The organism is Deinococcus sp., from assembly GCF_030523985.1.
Lineage (GTDB): Bacteria > Deinococcota > Deinococci > Deinococcales > Deinococcaceae > Deinococcus.
This window is the reverse complement of the sequence record NZ_JAUNHK010000001.1, coordinates 44,026-58,098: the sequence shown is the minus strand read 5'-3', so window position 1 is coordinate 58,098 and position 14,073 is coordinate 44,026. Positions and strand designations below refer to the sequence as shown.

Genomic DNA, 14,073 nt, shown 5'->3' with positions numbered 1-14,073 from the left:
TTACTTCCTCGTGGCCTTTTTCTTCCCGGCGACGGTCTTTTTGGGACCTTTGCGGGTGCGGGCGTTGGTCTTGGTGCGCTGACCGCGAACGGGGAGACCGCGGCGGTGGCGCAGACCACGGTAAGCGCCGATGTCCATCAGACGCTTGATGTTCTGGCCGACTTCGTTGCGCAGGTCACCTTCGACCTTGTAGGTCTTCTCGATGGCTTCGCGCAGAGTGGACTGCTCCGCTTCACTGAGGTTCTTGACGCGGGTATCGGCGTTGATGCCCGTGCGCTCCAGGATTTCCTTGGAACGCGTCAGACCGATGCCGTAAATGTAGGTCAGCGCGATTTCGACGCGCTTTTCGCGGGGAAGGTCAACACCAGCAATACGTGCCATGCTTAACCCTGCCTCTGCTTGTGCTTGACGTTGGAGCAAATGACCAGCACGCGACCGTGGCGGCGGATCACTTTGCAGTTGTCGCACATCTTCTTGACACTGCTACGAACTTTCATGCTTCCTCCTCGTGCAGCCTTCACCCATCGTGGTTGCTGGCAGCACTCGACCCCTTGCGCTCGGCAAAGAATCTGTTTGGTGTCCTCAGACCTGTCGCGTTAGCGGCGGTAGACGATGCGCCCACGAGTCGTGTCGTAGGGGCTGATTTCCAGAACCACACGGTCCCCGGGCAGAATGCGGATGTAGTGAATCCTCATCTTGCCGCTGATGTAAGCCAGGATGTCATGCCCCGTATCGAGCTTCACGCGGAACGTCGTGTTGGGCAACGCCTCTTCCACCACGCCCTCGGCCCGTACGGTATCGGCCTCTTCCTTCTTCTTCTTTTCCCGCTGTTCCGGCATCTTTCGTCTCGCCACGCAACCTCCAGGCTTGATACAAGCCAAACACAAGCTTACTACATATCGTGTCCTTTACAAGCCTCAGTGGTGGCAAGCCGGGGCCGATTTGAGCGTTGTCCACGTGGAAAATGGCCTATTGTCCTGAATAGATGGACATAGGCTTTGGCAGTGGATTCGAGTTGACATCTGTGGGGCTGGCTTCCATAGTAACGGGAACCTTAAGCAAAACTGACTTTTCGTCTCATTCTTTTCTGGGAGGCACCATGAAACGTACCGTAGCGGCTCTCGCCACTTTGACCGCTGGACTGCTGACGCTCGGCAGCGCGCAGAAGGTCACCACGCCCACCATCGGCATTGCCCTCGCCCAGACGGGCAACGTGGCCCTGCTGGGACAGGAACAGGTCATCGGGGCCAAGTTTGCCGAGAAGCATTTCAACGCGCGCGGCGGCATCAACGGCACGCCGTTCAAACTGGCCTTCCAGGACGCGGGCGGCGACGAAAATGGGGCCATCAACGCCTTCCAGAACCTCATCAACAAGGACAAGGTCGTGGGCATCGTCGGGCCGACCCTCTCGCAGCAGGCCTTTGCTGCCGACCCCATCGCGCAGCGGGCCAAAGTGCCGGTGCTGGGGCCGAGCAACACCGCCAAGGGCATTCCGCAGATCGGTGACTTTATCGCCCGCGTGTCGGCCCCGATTGCCGTGGTCGCCCCCAATGCCGTCAAGCAGGCGCTGAAACTCGACCCCAAAATCAAGAAAGTCGCCGTGCTGTATGCCCAGAACGACGCCTTCTCGGTCAGCGAAACCGGCACCTTTCAGGAAACCGCCAAGGCCCAGGGCCTGAACGTGGTGACGGTGCAGAAGTTCCAGACCACCGACACCGACTTCACGACCCAGGTCACCGCGGTGCTGAACTCCAAGGCCGACCTCGTCATCATTTCTGGGCTGGCAGCAGACGGTGGAAACCTCGTTAAGCAACTGCGCCAGCGCAACTACAAGGGCCTGATTATCGGCGGCAACGGCCTGAACACCTCCAACATGTTCCCGGTCTGCCAGAAGTTCTGCGACGGGGTGATCGTGGCCCAGGCCTACAGCCCCGCCCAGAAGAGTGCGGTCAACCAGACCTTCGTGAAGGAATACCGCGCCCAGTACAAGAAAGACCCGCCCCAGTTCGCAGCCCAGGCCTACGCGGGCGTGCAGGTGATGGTCGAGGCGCTGAGGGTGCTTGACCGCAAGAAGAAGCTGGCGCAGTGGGACCTCGGTGAGCTGCGGACCGCCCTGAACAAGCAGATTCTGGCGGGCAAGTACAACACGCCGCTGGGCCTGATTTCCTTCGACAAGGACGGCGAAGTGCAGCAAAAAGAGTTCTATGTGGCCCAGATCAGGATGAAGGACGCCAAGAACGGCTCGTTCGTTTACCTGAAGTGAGCGGGCCGGGCGGCGGCGTGACCTTCGCTGCTTCCCTGCGCGTCCGGCGAGGCCCCTTCCCCACCCTGGGCAGGGGCTTTTTCCTTCTTTCCGCCCTCTCTTACAAGGAGACGCATGGACTTTCCCCAAATCATCCAGAGCCTGCTCAATGGGCTGGCGATTGGCAGCGTGTACGCCATTTTTGCGCTGGGCTACACGCTGGTCTTTTCCATTCTGGGCATCATCAACTTCGCGCAGACGGCGGTGTTTACGCTGGGGGCCTACTTCACCTACGCGCTGGTGTCGGGGCAGTTTGCCAGCGGGCTGCTGGGCGGTCTGAACCTGTTTCCGAACGGCTCGCCCTTTGCTGGCAGCGGCTGGGGCTTTGCCCTGGCGACCCTGATCGCGTCGGTGCTGGCGGGACTGCTGGCGGTGGTCATCGAGCGGCTGGCCTTCCGGCCTATGCGCTCGCGCTCGGCTGACCCGCTGCTGGCCCTGGTGAGCAGCTTGGGCGTGGCGCTGATTCTGGTCAACGTGATTCAACTGCTGGTGGGCGCAGAAATCTACAGCTATCCCGAAAACGCCTACGGTCAGGTGCAGCCCGCCATCGAATTCAAGCTGGGCGGGCAGATTCTGGGCATCACCACCGTGCAGGTCATCATCTTCTTCGTCAGCATGCTGATTCTGGCGCTGCTGGGCTACGTCATCGGGCGCACCAAAATCGGCAAGGCGCTGCGGGCCGTGGCCGAAAATCCCGGCACCGCCAGCCTGCTGGGCATCAGCGTGGACCGCTACATCCTGATTACCTTTTTCCTGTCGGGGTTCCTGGGGGGGCTGGCGGGTACGCTGGTCAGCATGGCGTTCAACATCGCCGGGCCGTACTTCGGGCAGCCCTACGGCCTCAAGGGGCTGGCGGTCATCGTGCTGGGCGGCTTGGGCAGCATTCCCGGCGCGGTGCTGGGCGGGCTGGTCATCGGTCTGGCCGAAGCCTTCGTGCCGAGTAGCTACAGCGCCTACAAGGACGCCGTGGCGTTCGCGCTGCTGTTCATCATCCTGCTCGTGCGCCCGCAGGGGCTGCTGGGCACGGCCCAGATTCAGAAGGTGTGAGTGCAATGGGCGAATTTCTAGCGACCTACGGCTTTCTTATCGTGACCATGATTCAGGCCGGACTGCTGGGCCTGAGCCTCTACTTTCCCCTGCAAGCAGGGCAGCTCAGTCTGGCGACCCCCGGCTTTTACGCGGTGGGCGGGTACGCGGCGGCGATTATGCTGACCCACCCGTCGCTGTCGGGACTGCGTGATGCGCTGGGCCAGTTCGTCTTTCCGGTGACGTGGCTGGCGGCGGCGCTGCTGTGCGGGCTGCTGGGATTGATCGTCGGCGTTCCGGCGCTGCGGCTGCGCGGCATCTATCTGGCGCTGGCGACGATTGCCTTCGTGGAGATTCTGCGGGTGGTGTCGCTGAACCTCAGCATCACCGGGGGCGCGGTGGGCATCTTCGGGATTCCGCAGGCGTTCGACTTCGGTGACCGCTGGCAGTACATCTGGGTGTTCGGGCCATTGCTGATTCTCACGCTGCTGTTTGCCCGTCAACTGGAAAAGTCGCGGGTGGGCCGGGCTTTCCGCGCCATTCGTGAGGACGAACTCGCTGCCGACGCCATGGGCGTGAACCCCACCTATTACAAGGTGCTGGCCTTCGTCATCGGCGCGGTGCTGGCAGGCATCGTCGGCGCGATGAGTGCGCCCTTCCTCAACACCTGGAACGCCAAGCAGGGGACCTTCGACGCCTCGATTGCGGTGCTGGCCTTCGTGCTGATCGGCGGCTCGCGCAACATCTGGGGGCCGGTCATCGGCGGGGCGCTGCTGACCGCCATTCCCGAGGTGCTGCGTTCGCTGGCCGACTGGCGACTCGTCATCAACGGCGTGGTGCTGGTCATCGCCAGCCTGTATCTGCCGCAGGGCATCGTGGGGGCACTCACCCGCCTGCGCCGACCCCCGCCTCCGCAACGGCCCGCCGGACTGGAACGTGCCGAGGTGAAACCATGACCGCTATGACTTCGGCGGCTGTGACTTCCCGGCCCACCGTGCTGGAAGCCCGCAACATGACCCGGCGTTTCGGCGGTCTGGTGGCGGTCAACGACGTGTCGTTCGAGGTGCGCCAGGGCGAGATTTTCGGGCTGATCGGCCCCAACGGGGCGGGCAAGACCACCCTCTTCAACCTGATGACGGGCCTGACCCCGCCTAGCAGCGGCACCCTCAGCTATGAAGGGCGCTCCATGACCGGCCTGCCGCCCTTTCGGGTCGCCGAAGCGGGCATGAGCCGCACTTTTCAGAACATTCGCCTCTTCCGCGACCTCTCAGCGCTGGAAAACGTCAAGATTGCCCAACATGCGCGCACCAAGGCGGGCCTGTGGGCGGGCGTCTTTGGTCTGACGCGGGCCGAGGAGCAGGCCGTAGAGCGCCGCGCCTGGGAACTGCTCGACCTGGTGGGCCTGAGTGACCGGGCGGGTGAACTCGCCGCCAACTTCAGCTACGGCGACCAGCGCAAACTGGAAATCGCCCGCGCCCTCGCCACTGAGCCGCGTGTGCTGCTGCTCGATGAACCGGCGGCGGGCATGAACACCTCGGAAAAGGGCCAACTGACGGCGTTTATCCGAGAGGTGCGCGACCACTTCGACCTGACGGTGCTGCTCATCGAACACCATGTGCCGCTGGTCATGGGGCTGTGTGACCGGGTGGCAGTGCTCAATTTCGGTGAACTGATTGCCATTGGCGACCCCGCCAGCGTGCAGCGCGACCCCCGCGTCATCGAAGCTTATCTGGGAGGCGAGTGATGGCCCTGCTGCAAATCGAGAATCTGAGCGTCAACTACGGCGCGATTCAGGCGGTGCGCGGCCTGAGTCTGGAAGTGGGCGAGGGCGAAGTCGTCACCCTCATCGGGGCCAACGGCGCGGGCAAGACGACCACGCTGCGGGCGGTGTCGCGGATGCTGCGGCCTGTATCGGGCAGCATTCGCTTCGGTGGGCGCGACATCACCCGCATTCCCGCCGACGAAGCCGTGAAAATCGGCATCGCCCAGAGTCCGGAAGGGCGGCAGGTGCTGGCGCGGCAGAGCATTGAGGACAACCTGGAGTTGGGCGCGTATGTCCGCTCCGACCGGGCCGGAATTCAGGCCGACATTCGCCAGATGTACGAGCGGTTTCCGCGTCTGGGCGAGCGCCGCACCCAGCTTGCCGGGACGCTTTCGGGCGGTGAGCAGCAGATGCTCGCCATCGCCCGCGCCCTGATGAGCCGTCCCAAGCTGCTGCTGCTCGACGAGCCTTCGCTGGGCCTCGCGCCCATCATCGTGCGCGAGATTTTCAGCATCATTTCCGAACTCAACAGCCAGGGCATGACCATTCTGCTGGTCGAGCAAAACGCCAAACTCGCCATGAACGCCAGCCACCGCACCTATGTACTGGAAGCGGGCCAGATGACCTTCAGCGGCGTGAGCAGCGAACTGGTGAACGACGAGCGGGTGCTGCACGCCTATCTGGGCGGATAGTCGGGGCTGTAAGAAGGAACGTCTTCCCTCCGGTCAGCGGAGAGGGGAGACGTTCCTGCTCTTATTGATAACGTGGTATGTCCGTATCACCCGCCGAGAGGCTGTTGCTCCTTGCCATGAGCTATGGGCCATGAGCCATGAAAATGCTGTTCAGACCTTATGGCCCATAGCTCAGAGCCAGTCGGCACGAGAGGCTCGATACTCACTCCGCACGTTATCCATAGTTCATTCTCCGGCAGACTGGGCCACGCTCAGCGCCCGGAACTGAGGCCGCTTCTTGTCGAAGTGGGGCCGCATCCGCCCGATGATGGCCGAGAGTTCGCGCACGCCGTCCACCACGTATGGCCCCTTGTTCAGCATGATGCACTCGGCCCGCACGCCGCCCGCCGCGTCGGTGAATTCGCCGCGTTCGCGCTGGCCTTTTTTGACCAGACCTTCGAGCACCTGCGTCGCCCAGATGACGGGCAGGTGCGCGGCCTCGGCCAGCCACAGCACTTCTTCTTGAATCTCGGCCAGCCGTGCAAAGCCCAGCTCGACGGCGAGGTCGCCCCGCGCAATCATTACGCCGCAGGGCCGTTCGCCTGCCGCCCGCACCATCAGGTCGGTGAAGTTCTGCACCGCCAGCCGGGTTTCGATTTTCAGCACAATGCCGAGGCGTTCGGGCGCACCCGCCGCCCTCAGCGCGTCCAGCAGGGCCGCCACGTCCCCCACCGTCTGCACGAAGGAATAGCCCACGAGGTCGGCGTGCTGGGCGACAAACTGCACGTCGGCGCGGTCTTTGTCGGTCAGGGCAGGCAGGTCGAGCGCCGTGTCGGGAAAGTTGATGCCTTTTTCGGCCTTCAGCTTGGCGCCCTTGAGCGGGGCGTGGGTGACCTTCAGGCGCAGCCAGTCGCCCTCTACCGTTTCGACCACCGTGCCGAACTTGCCGTCGTCGAACCAGACTTCCGCGCCCACTTCCACCTGAAGGAGCGCAGCGGGCAGGGTGCAGGTCACGCCCGGCAAGTCACCGGGCAAGGTGTCCTCCCGCGTGCCCAGGGCCAGCGTGTCGCCCACCTGAAGGCGCTCGGGGTCGTCGGGCCACTGGGGTTCCCCAGTGCGGACTTTCGGCCCGGCGAGGTCCATCAGCACGCGGCAGGTCTTGCCCGTCGTCTCGCGTGCCCGTTCCAAGTGGCGCAGCATCGCCTGCCATTCCTCGGGGCCGTCGTGCGCCAGGTTGATGCGGGCCACCGTCATCCCCGCTCGCAGCAGGTCGGTGACCAGTTCGCCGTTCTGCGCCGCCTCGGAAGGAAAGGTCACCATGATGCCCGGCGTGGCGGCGTCTCCGAACAGGTCGCGGGTATGGACACCCAGCCGCGATTCCAGTGCCGCAAAAGCCGTGCGTTCGGGCCACTGCGGGGCCTGGGCGAGGGCCGAGAGCGCCGCCTGGGTCGCCCGCAGGTTGGGCAAAACGTAAGGTTCGCAGCGGCCCAGGCTGGACACGCCCCAGGTCACCAGTTCGCTTTGCAGGTCACGGACATCGCGCGAGCGCAGCGCGAGGTAATGCGCCAGATTCTCGGCGCTCGGCAAATATGAAGCCCGCTTGAGCCAGGGCTGCCAGCGGCTCAAACGCGCCTGGGCCTCGACCTGCACGTCCCCGGTCAGTTGCTCAAGCTGGCGGCACAGCAGCGCCACTTGCTCCGGAGGCGCGGCGTGGTGGGCCGAATCTGCAAGGGCGCTGGTCATGATGCCCCGCAGTGTGCCGGGCCAACGTAAGCCCCATGTCTGCTGCCTTGCTGCGGCGGCCAAGGAGGTCACAGTTTATCTTGAGATGAACCGAGCGAGCTTTGAAAAGCTGAGCAGCAGAGCGAGGAGCGAAAGAAGGACGTTCAACCGGAAATGAAGCGTTTTCGGTTCCGTTCCGAAAAGGCGAAATGTGAGGCTAATTCAGCTGTTGTGGGACGGCAGCAGCAGGCCCAGCACCTCGCCGCCGGAGATGGGTTTCTGGAAGTAGTAGCCCTGACCGGAATGGCAGCCCAGGCGAGTCAGTTCTTGGGCCTGCTGCTCGGTCTCGACGCCCTCGGCCACAATTTCGAGGTCGAGGGTCGCCGCCACGGTCACCATCGCAGAGATGAGCGAACGGACGTAGAGCGAGCGGGTCTGGTCGGTGGCTGCAGCATCGGGAATCAGGTCGGACACGAAGGTTTTGTCGATCTTGACCACCTGCACCGGCAAGTCGTTGAGGTGAGAGAGCGACGCGAAACCCATCCCGAAGTCGTCGAGAGACAGAACGATTCCCAGATTCCGCAACTGCTCCAGGGTTTTCATGATCTGGTCTTTGTCGCGCAGCTCCACGCCCTCGGTCACTTCGAGTTCCAGGGCGCTCGGCGGCAGGCCGTGCCGCTCCAGTTCAGTGCGAACCAGTTCGGCGAAGCCCGGCTGCATCAGTTGCAGCGGCGAAACGTTGACCGCCACCCGCAGGTCGGTCAGGCCCGCGTCCCGCCAGCGCCGCAGCATCGAGAGGGCCCCGGCCAGCACCCAGCGCCCGATGGGGCCGATCAGACCGCAGGTCTCGGCAATCGGAATGAACTGCTCGGGGCTGACATTGCCCAGTTCGGCGTGTTGCCAGCGCAGCAGGGTCTCGAAGCACAGCGGGCGGCCTTCGGGCAGCGAGCAGATGGGCTGAAACACCAGTCGCAACTCGCCACGCTGCTCGGCATTACGTAACTCTCGCTCGAGGAGTTGGCGGTGTTCGTCTTCGCTGTGCAGTTCGCCGCCGTAAAAGCGCATGCCGTTTTTGCCACTGCGCTTGACGTTGTACATGGCGACATCGGCCCGCCGCAGCAGGTCGTTGCCTTCTTCTCCATCCTGCGGATACAGGCTGATCCCGACCGAGACGCTCAGGCGCAGCAGGTGTTCGCGCAGGATGAACGGGTCGGAGAGCTGTTGAACGAGTTGCCGCGCCAGGGCGTTGACCTCGCCCCGGTGGACGTAGGGAAAAACCACCACGAATTCGTCGCCACTGACCCGCGCCAGACAGCTGGCCTGCCACGCACAGGCTTCGACCCGCGCCGAAACCAGTTTCAGGACCTCGTCGCCAGTGGCGTGCCCCAGGGTATCGTTGATGGATTTGAAGCCGTCCAGGTCGAGAAACAGCACGGCGGCCTGGGTGCCGGGCACAAACAGTTCGCGGAAATGCTGTTCCAGATAGGCGCGGTTATGCAGCCGCGTCAAATCATCGAAGAAGGCCAAGCGGCGCAGGCGACGGTTGCGCCGCTGGTAGCGCTCCACCTTGCGCTGCAATCCGGCAAAGCTGCGCCCGGCCAGCAGCATGCCGCAGCCCACCAGACTCAGTTGAACGAGCTGAAGCCACCCGGCGGTGGACATGCTGCGGCTCTGGGGCGTGGCGGCGTAGGCGAGCAGCAGGCCCATAAAAAACAGCGGCAGAATACTGGTCAGACGTGCAGCCAGTGGGCTGACGCGGGTGGTGGCTGCCAGTACAGGCAAAATCAGCGCCCACAGCAGGATGGTGGAACTGTCTGCCAACACGTCGGCAGCCGACTTCGTGAACAGGCTGAGGGTCAGGCGCACACTCATGACCACTGCCGACTGAATTAGGAGCCAGGAGAGCAGCGTGCGCGGCGTTCTCAGCTGGAGGGCATGCAACACGGCAATAACCAGCACTCCAGCCAGGCCCAGCAGCGCCAGCCAGCCGTCGAGCTGGGCCTGGCCCCTGAGCAGGTTGCTTTGCACCAGAGCAAACCAGTACCCCAGGCTCAGCCCCACGATGCCGAGCCACAGTGGCCCCGACCCCGGCAGATGCTTGGCCAGGCGTTTGAGCGCAGTCATGGTGGCACTTTCCCGCTTGGGGAGTGCTTTGAGGGCGTGGTCTGCGGGCTGGCTCATGGGGACAGGATCAGTTCCAGGAAAAGGCTCTCGGTGGGAAGTGTGAAAAACTCTTGAATTTCATTATGCTGTCCCGAAAGCCGAAAAAGATAATACCGGCTCGCGGCTACATCTTGTCAGTCGCAACATATAAAGTGAGGGGAAAGCCTAAGCTCCCCCCGGAAACGACTGCTTTTACTGGAAGTGACCCGTAATTCGGCTATAGACCTCATCCATGCTGCCGACGCCGTCCACCGTATAAAGATGGCCGCGCTTCTGATAGTGGTCGATGAGGGGTTGGGTCTGTTCGCGGTACACCTGCTGGCGTTTGCGGGCCGTTTCCTCGTTGTCGTCGCTGCGTGGCTTCTCGCCCCTGGCAATGGCCTGACGCCCGCGCTCCACGATGCGGTCAATCAGGAGCTGGTCGGGGACTTCGAGCAGCGGCACGGCACTCACCGGCGCGCCGAGCTCTTCGAGCAGCAGGTCGAGGGCTTCGGCCTGGGCCTGGGTGCGGGGAAAACCGTCGAAAATGACGCGCACCGGCTCCATTCCGGCCAGGCGGTCACGAATCAGCGCAATCAGAATCTCGTCAGGCACGAGTTGGCCCGCTTCCAGAATGGGTTTGACTTGGCGGCCCAGTTCGGTATCACGGGCGACATGGTCACGCAGAATGTCACCGGTGCTGAGTTGCACGAGGTTGTGCTCGCGGGCCAGGCGCTCGGCCTGGGTACCCTTACCTGCTCCGGGAGGGCCGAGAAAAATCACGACCTTATTTTTCGACTGTGTCATTTGACCTCCGTTCGCTTACAGCATAAAGGCTGCGTCGCCCGGACGGGGCACACTGCCCAGACCGCACCGTGCAACTTCGTTCGTGCCACGATGAAAAAGCGGCCTGAAAAAACCGCCCCCCGTGAGGAGAGCGGCTGACTAAAAACCGATGGGCTGGCTCAGCTGTTGGTGCGGTCGCGCAGGCGACCCTTGCTGATGAAGCCGTCGTAACGGCGCACCGTGAGCTGGGCTTCAAGCTGCTTGAGCGTTTCGAGCGCCACACCCACGATAATCAGCAGACCCGTTCCGCTGAACTGGAAGGTCGTGATCCCAGTGGTCTTCTGGACCAGCTGCGGCAGAATCGTCAGAATGACCAGGAAGATGGCTCCCCAGAGGCTCAGGCGTCCGCTGATTTGACCCAGGAAGTCGGCGGTCGGCCCACCAGGACGCACCCCAGGAATGAAGCCGCCCGCTTCACGCAGTTGCTCGGAAATGCGTTTGGGGTCGAACTGCACACTGTTGTACAGGTAGGTAAAGCCGAAAATCAGCAGGGCTTCGAGGGCCAGGTAGAGCGGCTGTCCGAACGCCAGGTTCGAGTTGATCCAGGCGTTCACGTCCGGGGCGCGGGTGGCGGTGGCGCTGGCAATCAGGTTGGGGATAATCAGCATGGCCCCCGCGAAGATCACGGGAATCACGCCCGCCTGGTTGACTTTGATAGGCAGCCACGTGGCCTGTCCCGCTCCACGCGCCTGTCCCGCCGCCCCGCCACGAGCGCGGGCGTAAGTGACGGGCACCCGGCGCTCGGCCTGGTACACGCGCACAATTCCGGCGATGGTCAGGATAGTGACGGCGATAAACGCCACGACGCTCAGCAGGCTGGTCTGCCCGCTGCGCATCAGCTCGGCGGTAGCGGCGATTTCGCGCGGGTACGCGGCAATGATGCCTGCGGTGATGATCAGCGAGATCCCGTTGCCGACGCCGACTTCGGTGATGCGCTCCCCAATCCACATGGTGAAGGCCACGCCTGCCACCTGGGTCAGCACCATGACCAGCACGGTGAAAAGACCGGGGTCCCAGCCCACCGCCACGAATGACGGATTGCTGGTGATGTAGAGCGAGAAGAAGGTCGCCTGCACTGCGCCGAGCGCGACGGCAGCGTAGCGGGTGTACTGGTTGATCTTCTTGCGCCCTTCTTCGCCTTCCTTGGAAAGTTTTTCCAGAGCCGGGATGGTGGTCGTCAGGAGCTGTATGACGATGCTGGCCGTGATATAGGGCAGCACACCCAGAGCGAAGATGGAAAACTGCGAAAGATTGCCCCCCGAAATCATGCTGATGAGACCAAACAGGCCGCCCGAGCTGGCTTGGCTCAGGGCGGCGCTGTTTACGCCTGGGGTGGGAATGGCGCTCCCCAGGCGGTAGACGGCGAGCAGCAACAGGGTGAAGACAATCTTCCGCTGAAGGTCCGGAATCCGGAAAGCGTCGCGGAAGGCGCGGAGCATTACTCCGCCTTCTGAGCTTCGTCTTGCTGGGTCTGGACTTCGGGCAGGATGACTTGACCGCCAGCCGCTTCGACGGCCTTGATGGCGGCTTCGCTGGCAGCGTCCACGTGAACCGTCACGGCGCGGCTGATCTCGCCACTGGCGAGCAGCTTCACGGGGCGGTTCTTGCGGCGCACGAGGCGGTAGGCCTCCAGCACGTCACGGTCGAAGGTGGTTTCCTCGATGTCCTGAAGCTGCGAGAGCTTGACGACTTCGTAGGTGGTGCCGACGTTGTTGAAACCGCGCTTGGGCAGGCGGGCGATCAGGCGGCTGCGGCCACCTTCGAAGAACTGGCCCTTGCCAGCGCCGCTGCGCGACTTCTGGCCCTTGTGACCACGGCCCGCCGTCTTGTCGGTGCCGCCGGGGCCACGGCCCACGCGCTTGCGGTCCTTGCGGCTGCCGGGGGTCGGCTTGAGGTCATGAAGTTTCACTGCTGCACCTCCAGCAAGTGCTTGACGGTGTTGACCATGCCGCGAATGGCGGGGGTATCGCTCACTTCGCGCTCGTCACCGATTTTTCTGAGGCCCAGCGCCTTCACGGTCTTGACCTGATTTTCAGGACGACCAATCACGCTACGCACGAGCTTGATTTTCATTGGTTCCCTCCAGTGTCGGCGACGCCTTCACCGGCTTCGGTGGTGGCGCTGCGACCTGCGGGCGCTTCGCTGCTCAGGCTGGCGCGAACGTCCGTTCCGCGCAGGTCACGAACCTGCTTGGCGGTGCGGAGGTTCTTGAAGCCGTCGAACACAGCGTAGGCCACGTTCACCTTGTTGCGGCTGCCCAGTTCCTTGGACAGCATGTTGGTGATGCCAGCCAGTTCGGCGATGCTGCGGGGCACCGTGCCCGCGATCACGCCCGTACCGGGGCCGGCGGGCTTGAGCAGCACCCGGCTGGTGCTGTTTTCGCCCACGATTTCATGGGGAATGGTGCCGTTTTCCACAGGAACGGTGATCATGTTCTTGCGGGCGACAGCTTTGGCCTTCTCGATGGCGACCGGCACTTCCTTGGCCTTGCCGATGCCCATGCCTACGCGACCGTTGCGGTCACCCAGAATCACGAGAGCGGCGAAGCGGAAACGGCGACCACCCTGGTAGGTCTTGGAGGTGCGGTTGACGAAGAGCATCTTCTCTTCGAATTCGCTGGTCTCCATGCGGTCATTGCGACGGTTAGAAGTCAAGGCCACCCTCCCGCGCTGCGTCTGCGAGCGCCTTCACGCGTCCGTGGTACTTGTACGAGCCACGGTCAAAAACAACCTGCTTGATGCCTTTTTCGGCAGCAGCGGCGGCGAGTGCCTTGCCCACGGCAGCGGCGGTGTCGGACTTGTTGCCCGACTTCAGGGCGGCGCTGCTGGCGGCAGCGAGGGTCTGGCCCTTGCTGTCGTCGATGATCTGGGCGTAGATGTGCTTGCTGGAACGGTAGACGCTCAGGCGCAGGCGGCCACTGGCAGCAGTGGTCGTACGCACCTTGCGACGGGTCCGCAGCTTGCGACGGATAGTCGTTGCGGTAGCCATTATTTCTTCCCTTTCCCGCCCGTCGCACCGGCTTTACCGGCCTTGAGGGCAATCTTCTCACCAACAAAGCGCACACCCTTGCCGTGGTAGGCGTCGGGCTTACGCACCTTGCGGACATTGGCGGCGACTTGACCGACGAGCTGCTTGTCGATGCCGCTCACGTCAATACGGGTCGGCTCAGGCACAGCGAAGGTCACGCCAGCGGGCGGCTCAATCACGACGGGGTGGCTGTAACCGATGGTCAGTTCCAGCGCCTTACCCGCGAGCTTGGCGCGGAAACCCACGCCCTTGAGTTCCAGGTTGATGGTGTAGCCGTCGCTGACGCCCTTGACCGCATTGGCGACCAGGGTGCGGGTCAGGCCGTGCAGGGCGCGGTGCTTCTGAGCGTCACTGGGACGCTCGACGAGCAGCTGGTCGCCTTCTTGCTTGATGCTCAGTTCGGGGTTGTAGGGAACGGTCAGTTCGCCTTTGGGCCCCTTGACCTTGAACACGCCGTCCTGGGCGTTCACGGTCACGCCGCTGGGCACGGCGATGGGTTGTTTACCGATACGGGACATGAGTCCTCCTTTTCCTTAAGCCGCGCTGCATTCAGGCGGGGTCAGGTCTAAACGTCT

At 63.3% G+C, this 14,073-nt stretch carries 17 protein-coding genes; 5 read left to right on the top strand and 12 right to left on the bottom strand.

Features of this window, described 5'->3' with window-relative positions:
* The 3 genes from rpsM to infA all read right to left on the bottom strand — a co-directional run bounded on the left by rpsM (position 1) and on the right by infA (position 839).
* Positions 1–381, bottom strand: a complete 381-nt coding sequence (gene rpsM, locus Q4C89_RS00335) for a 30S ribosomal protein S13 (protein ID WP_017869817.1) — start codon at positions 379–381, stop codon at positions 1–3.
* Between the two features lie 2 nt (positions 382–383).
* A complete protein-coding gene (rpmJ, locus tag Q4C89_RS00330; RefSeq protein ID WP_012693977.1) occupies positions 384–497 on the bottom strand; it encodes a 50S ribosomal protein L36 in 114 nt (37 codons plus the stop codon).
* 99 nt (positions 498–596) lie between these two features.
* Positions 597–839 carry a translation initiation factor IF-1 gene (gene infA, locus Q4C89_RS00325; protein WP_303100616.1) on the bottom strand — a complete coding sequence of 81 codons (243 nt, stop codon included), beginning with the start codon at positions 837–839 and terminating at the stop codon, positions 597–599.
* A 260-nt stretch (positions 840–1,099) separates the two neighbouring features.
* Between infA and Q4C89_RS00320 the strand changes: the two genes are divergently transcribed.
* The 5 genes from Q4C89_RS00320 (at position 1,100) to Q4C89_RS00300 (ending at position 5,782) form a co-directional block, all read left to right on the top strand.
* Positions 1,100–2,263 (top strand): ABC transporter substrate-binding protein, encoded by a 1,164-nt coding sequence (locus Q4C89_RS00320; RefSeq protein WP_303100615.1) that lies wholly within the window; start codon positions 1,100–1,102, stop codon positions 2,261–2,263.
* A gap of 114 nt (positions 2,264–2,377) precedes the next feature.
* Positions 2,378–3,349 carry a branched-chain amino acid ABC transporter permease gene (locus Q4C89_RS00315; RefSeq protein WP_303100614.1) on the top strand — a complete coding sequence of 324 codons (972 nt, stop codon included), beginning with the start codon at positions 2,378–2,380 and terminating at the stop codon, positions 3,347–3,349.
* A 5-nt stretch (positions 3,350–3,354) separates the two neighbouring features.
* Positions 3,355–4,284, top strand: a complete 930-nt coding sequence (locus tag Q4C89_RS00310) for a branched-chain amino acid ABC transporter permease (RefSeq protein ID WP_303100613.1) — start codon at positions 3,355–3,357, stop codon at positions 4,282–4,284.
* Positions 4,281–5,072: an ABC transporter ATP-binding protein gene (locus tag Q4C89_RS00305; RefSeq protein WP_303100612.1), complete on the top strand. Its 792-nt coding sequence runs from the start codon at positions 4,281–4,283 to the stop codon at positions 5,070–5,072. The genes Q4C89_RS00310 and Q4C89_RS00305 overlap by 4 nt, the downstream gene beginning before the upstream one ends.
* Positions 5,072–5,782: an ABC transporter ATP-binding protein gene (locus tag Q4C89_RS00300; RefSeq protein ID WP_303100611.1), complete on the top strand. Its 711-nt coding sequence runs from the start codon at positions 5,072–5,074 to the stop codon at positions 5,780–5,782. The genes Q4C89_RS00305 and Q4C89_RS00300 overlap by 1 nt, the downstream gene beginning before the upstream one ends.
* Positions 5,783–6,007: 225 nt before the next feature.
* On the opposite strand, the gene Q4C89_RS00295 is transcribed toward Q4C89_RS00300, so the two are convergent.
* The 9 genes from Q4C89_RS00295 to rplF all read right to left on the bottom strand — a co-directional run bounded on the left by Q4C89_RS00295 (position 6,008) and on the right by rplF (position 14,016).
* A complete protein-coding gene (locus Q4C89_RS00295; RefSeq protein WP_303100610.1) occupies positions 6,008–7,504 on the bottom strand; it encodes a pyruvate kinase in 1,497 nt (498 codons plus the stop codon).
* Positions 7,505–7,705: 201 nt separating this feature from the next.
* Positions 7,706–9,664, bottom strand: a complete 1,959-nt coding sequence (locus tag Q4C89_RS00290) for a bifunctional diguanylate cyclase/phosphodiesterase (protein ID WP_303100609.1) — start codon at positions 9,662–9,664, stop codon at positions 7,706–7,708.
* Positions 9,665–9,838: 174 nt separating this feature from the next.
* Positions 9,839–10,432: an adenylate kinase gene (locus Q4C89_RS00285; protein ID WP_303100608.1), complete on the bottom strand. Its 594-nt coding sequence runs from the start codon at positions 10,430–10,432 to the stop codon at positions 9,839–9,841.
* Between the two features lie 158 nt (positions 10,433–10,590).
* Complete coding sequence (secY, locus tag Q4C89_RS00280) at positions 10,591–11,910, bottom strand: preprotein translocase subunit SecY (protein WP_303100607.1); 1,320 nt, start codon at positions 11,908–11,910, stop codon at positions 10,591–10,593.
* A complete protein-coding gene (gene rplO / locus Q4C89_RS00275) occupies positions 11,910–12,380 on the bottom strand; it encodes a 50S ribosomal protein L15 (protein WP_303100606.1) in 471 nt (156 codons plus the stop codon). The genes secY and rplO overlap by 1 nt, the downstream gene beginning before the upstream one ends.
* Positions 12,377–12,544 carry a 50S ribosomal protein L30 gene (gene rpmD, locus Q4C89_RS00270; protein ID WP_303100605.1) on the bottom strand — a complete coding sequence of 56 codons (168 nt, stop codon included), beginning with the start codon at positions 12,542–12,544 and terminating at the stop codon, positions 12,377–12,379. Before rpmD ends, rplO begins: the two co-directional genes overlap by 4 nt.
* On the bottom strand, positions 12,541–13,125 hold the full coding sequence (gene rpsE, locus Q4C89_RS00265) for a 30S ribosomal protein S5 (protein WP_303100604.1): 585 nt from the start codon (positions 13,123–13,125) through the stop codon (positions 12,541–12,543). The genes rpmD and rpsE overlap by 4 nt, the downstream gene beginning before the upstream one ends.
* Positions 13,115–13,459, bottom strand: coding sequence for a 50S ribosomal protein L18 (rplR, locus tag Q4C89_RS00260; protein WP_303100603.1), 345 nt, complete (start codon positions 13,457–13,459; stop codon positions 13,115–13,117). The genes rpsE and rplR overlap by 11 nt, the downstream gene beginning before the upstream one ends.
* A complete protein-coding gene (gene rplF / locus Q4C89_RS00255; protein ID WP_303100602.1) occupies positions 13,459–14,016 on the bottom strand; it encodes a 50S ribosomal protein L6 in 558 nt (185 codons plus the stop codon). The genes rplR and rplF overlap by 1 nt, the downstream gene beginning before the upstream one ends.
* Positions 14,017–14,073 lie beyond the last annotated feature (57 nt).

Coding starts and splice junctions, on each gene's coding strand:
- rpsM (WP_017869817.1), bottom strand. CDS start 381: ATGGCACGTATTGCTGGTGTTGACCTTCCCCGCGAAAAGCGCGTCGAA.
- rpmJ (WP_012693977.1), bottom strand. CDS start 497: ATGAAAGTTCGTAGCAGTGTCAAGAAGATGTGCGACAACTGCAAAGTG.
- infA (WP_303100616.1), bottom strand. CDS start 839: ATGCCGGAACAGCGGGAAAAGAAGAAGAAGGAAGAGGCCGATACCGTA.
- Q4C89_RS00320 (WP_303100615.1), top strand. CDS start 1,100: ATGAAACGTACCGTAGCGGCTCTCGCCACTTTGACCGCTGGACTGCTG.
- Q4C89_RS00315 (WP_303100614.1), top strand. CDS start 2,378: ATGGACTTTCCCCAAATCATCCAGAGCCTGCTCAATGGGCTGGCGATT.
- Q4C89_RS00310 (WP_303100613.1), top strand. CDS start 3,355: ATGGGCGAATTTCTAGCGACCTACGGCTTTCTTATCGTGACCATGATT.
- Q4C89_RS00305 (WP_303100612.1), top strand. CDS start 4,281: ATGACCGCTATGACTTCGGCGGCTGTGACTTCCCGGCCCACCGTGCTG.
- Q4C89_RS00300 (WP_303100611.1), top strand. CDS start 5,072: ATGGCCCTGCTGCAAATCGAGAATCTGAGCGTCAACTACGGCGCGATT.
- Q4C89_RS00295 (WP_303100610.1), bottom strand. CDS start 7,504: ATGACCAGCGCCCTTGCAGATTCGGCCCACCACGCCGCGCCTCCGGAG.
- Q4C89_RS00290 (WP_303100609.1), bottom strand. CDS start 9,664: ATGAGCCAGCCCGCAGACCACGCCCTCAAAGCACTCCCCAAGCGGGAA.
- Q4C89_RS00285 (WP_303100608.1), bottom strand. CDS start 10,432: ATGACACAGTCGAAAAATAAGGTCGTGATTTTTCTCGGCCCTCCCGGA.
- secY (WP_303100607.1), bottom strand. CDS start 11,910: ATGCTCCGCGCCTTCCGCGACGCTTTCCGGATTCCGGACCTTCAGCGG.
- rpmD (WP_303100605.1), bottom strand. CDS start 12,544: ATGAAAATCAAGCTCGTGCGTAGCGTGATTGGTCGTCCTGAAAATCAG.
- rplR (WP_303100603.1), bottom strand. CDS start 13,459: ATGGCTACCGCAACGACTATCCGTCGCAAGCTGCGGACCCGTCGCAAG.
- rplF (WP_303100602.1), bottom strand. CDS start 14,016: ATGTCCCGTATCGGTAAACAACCCATCGCCGTGCCCAGCGGCGTGACC.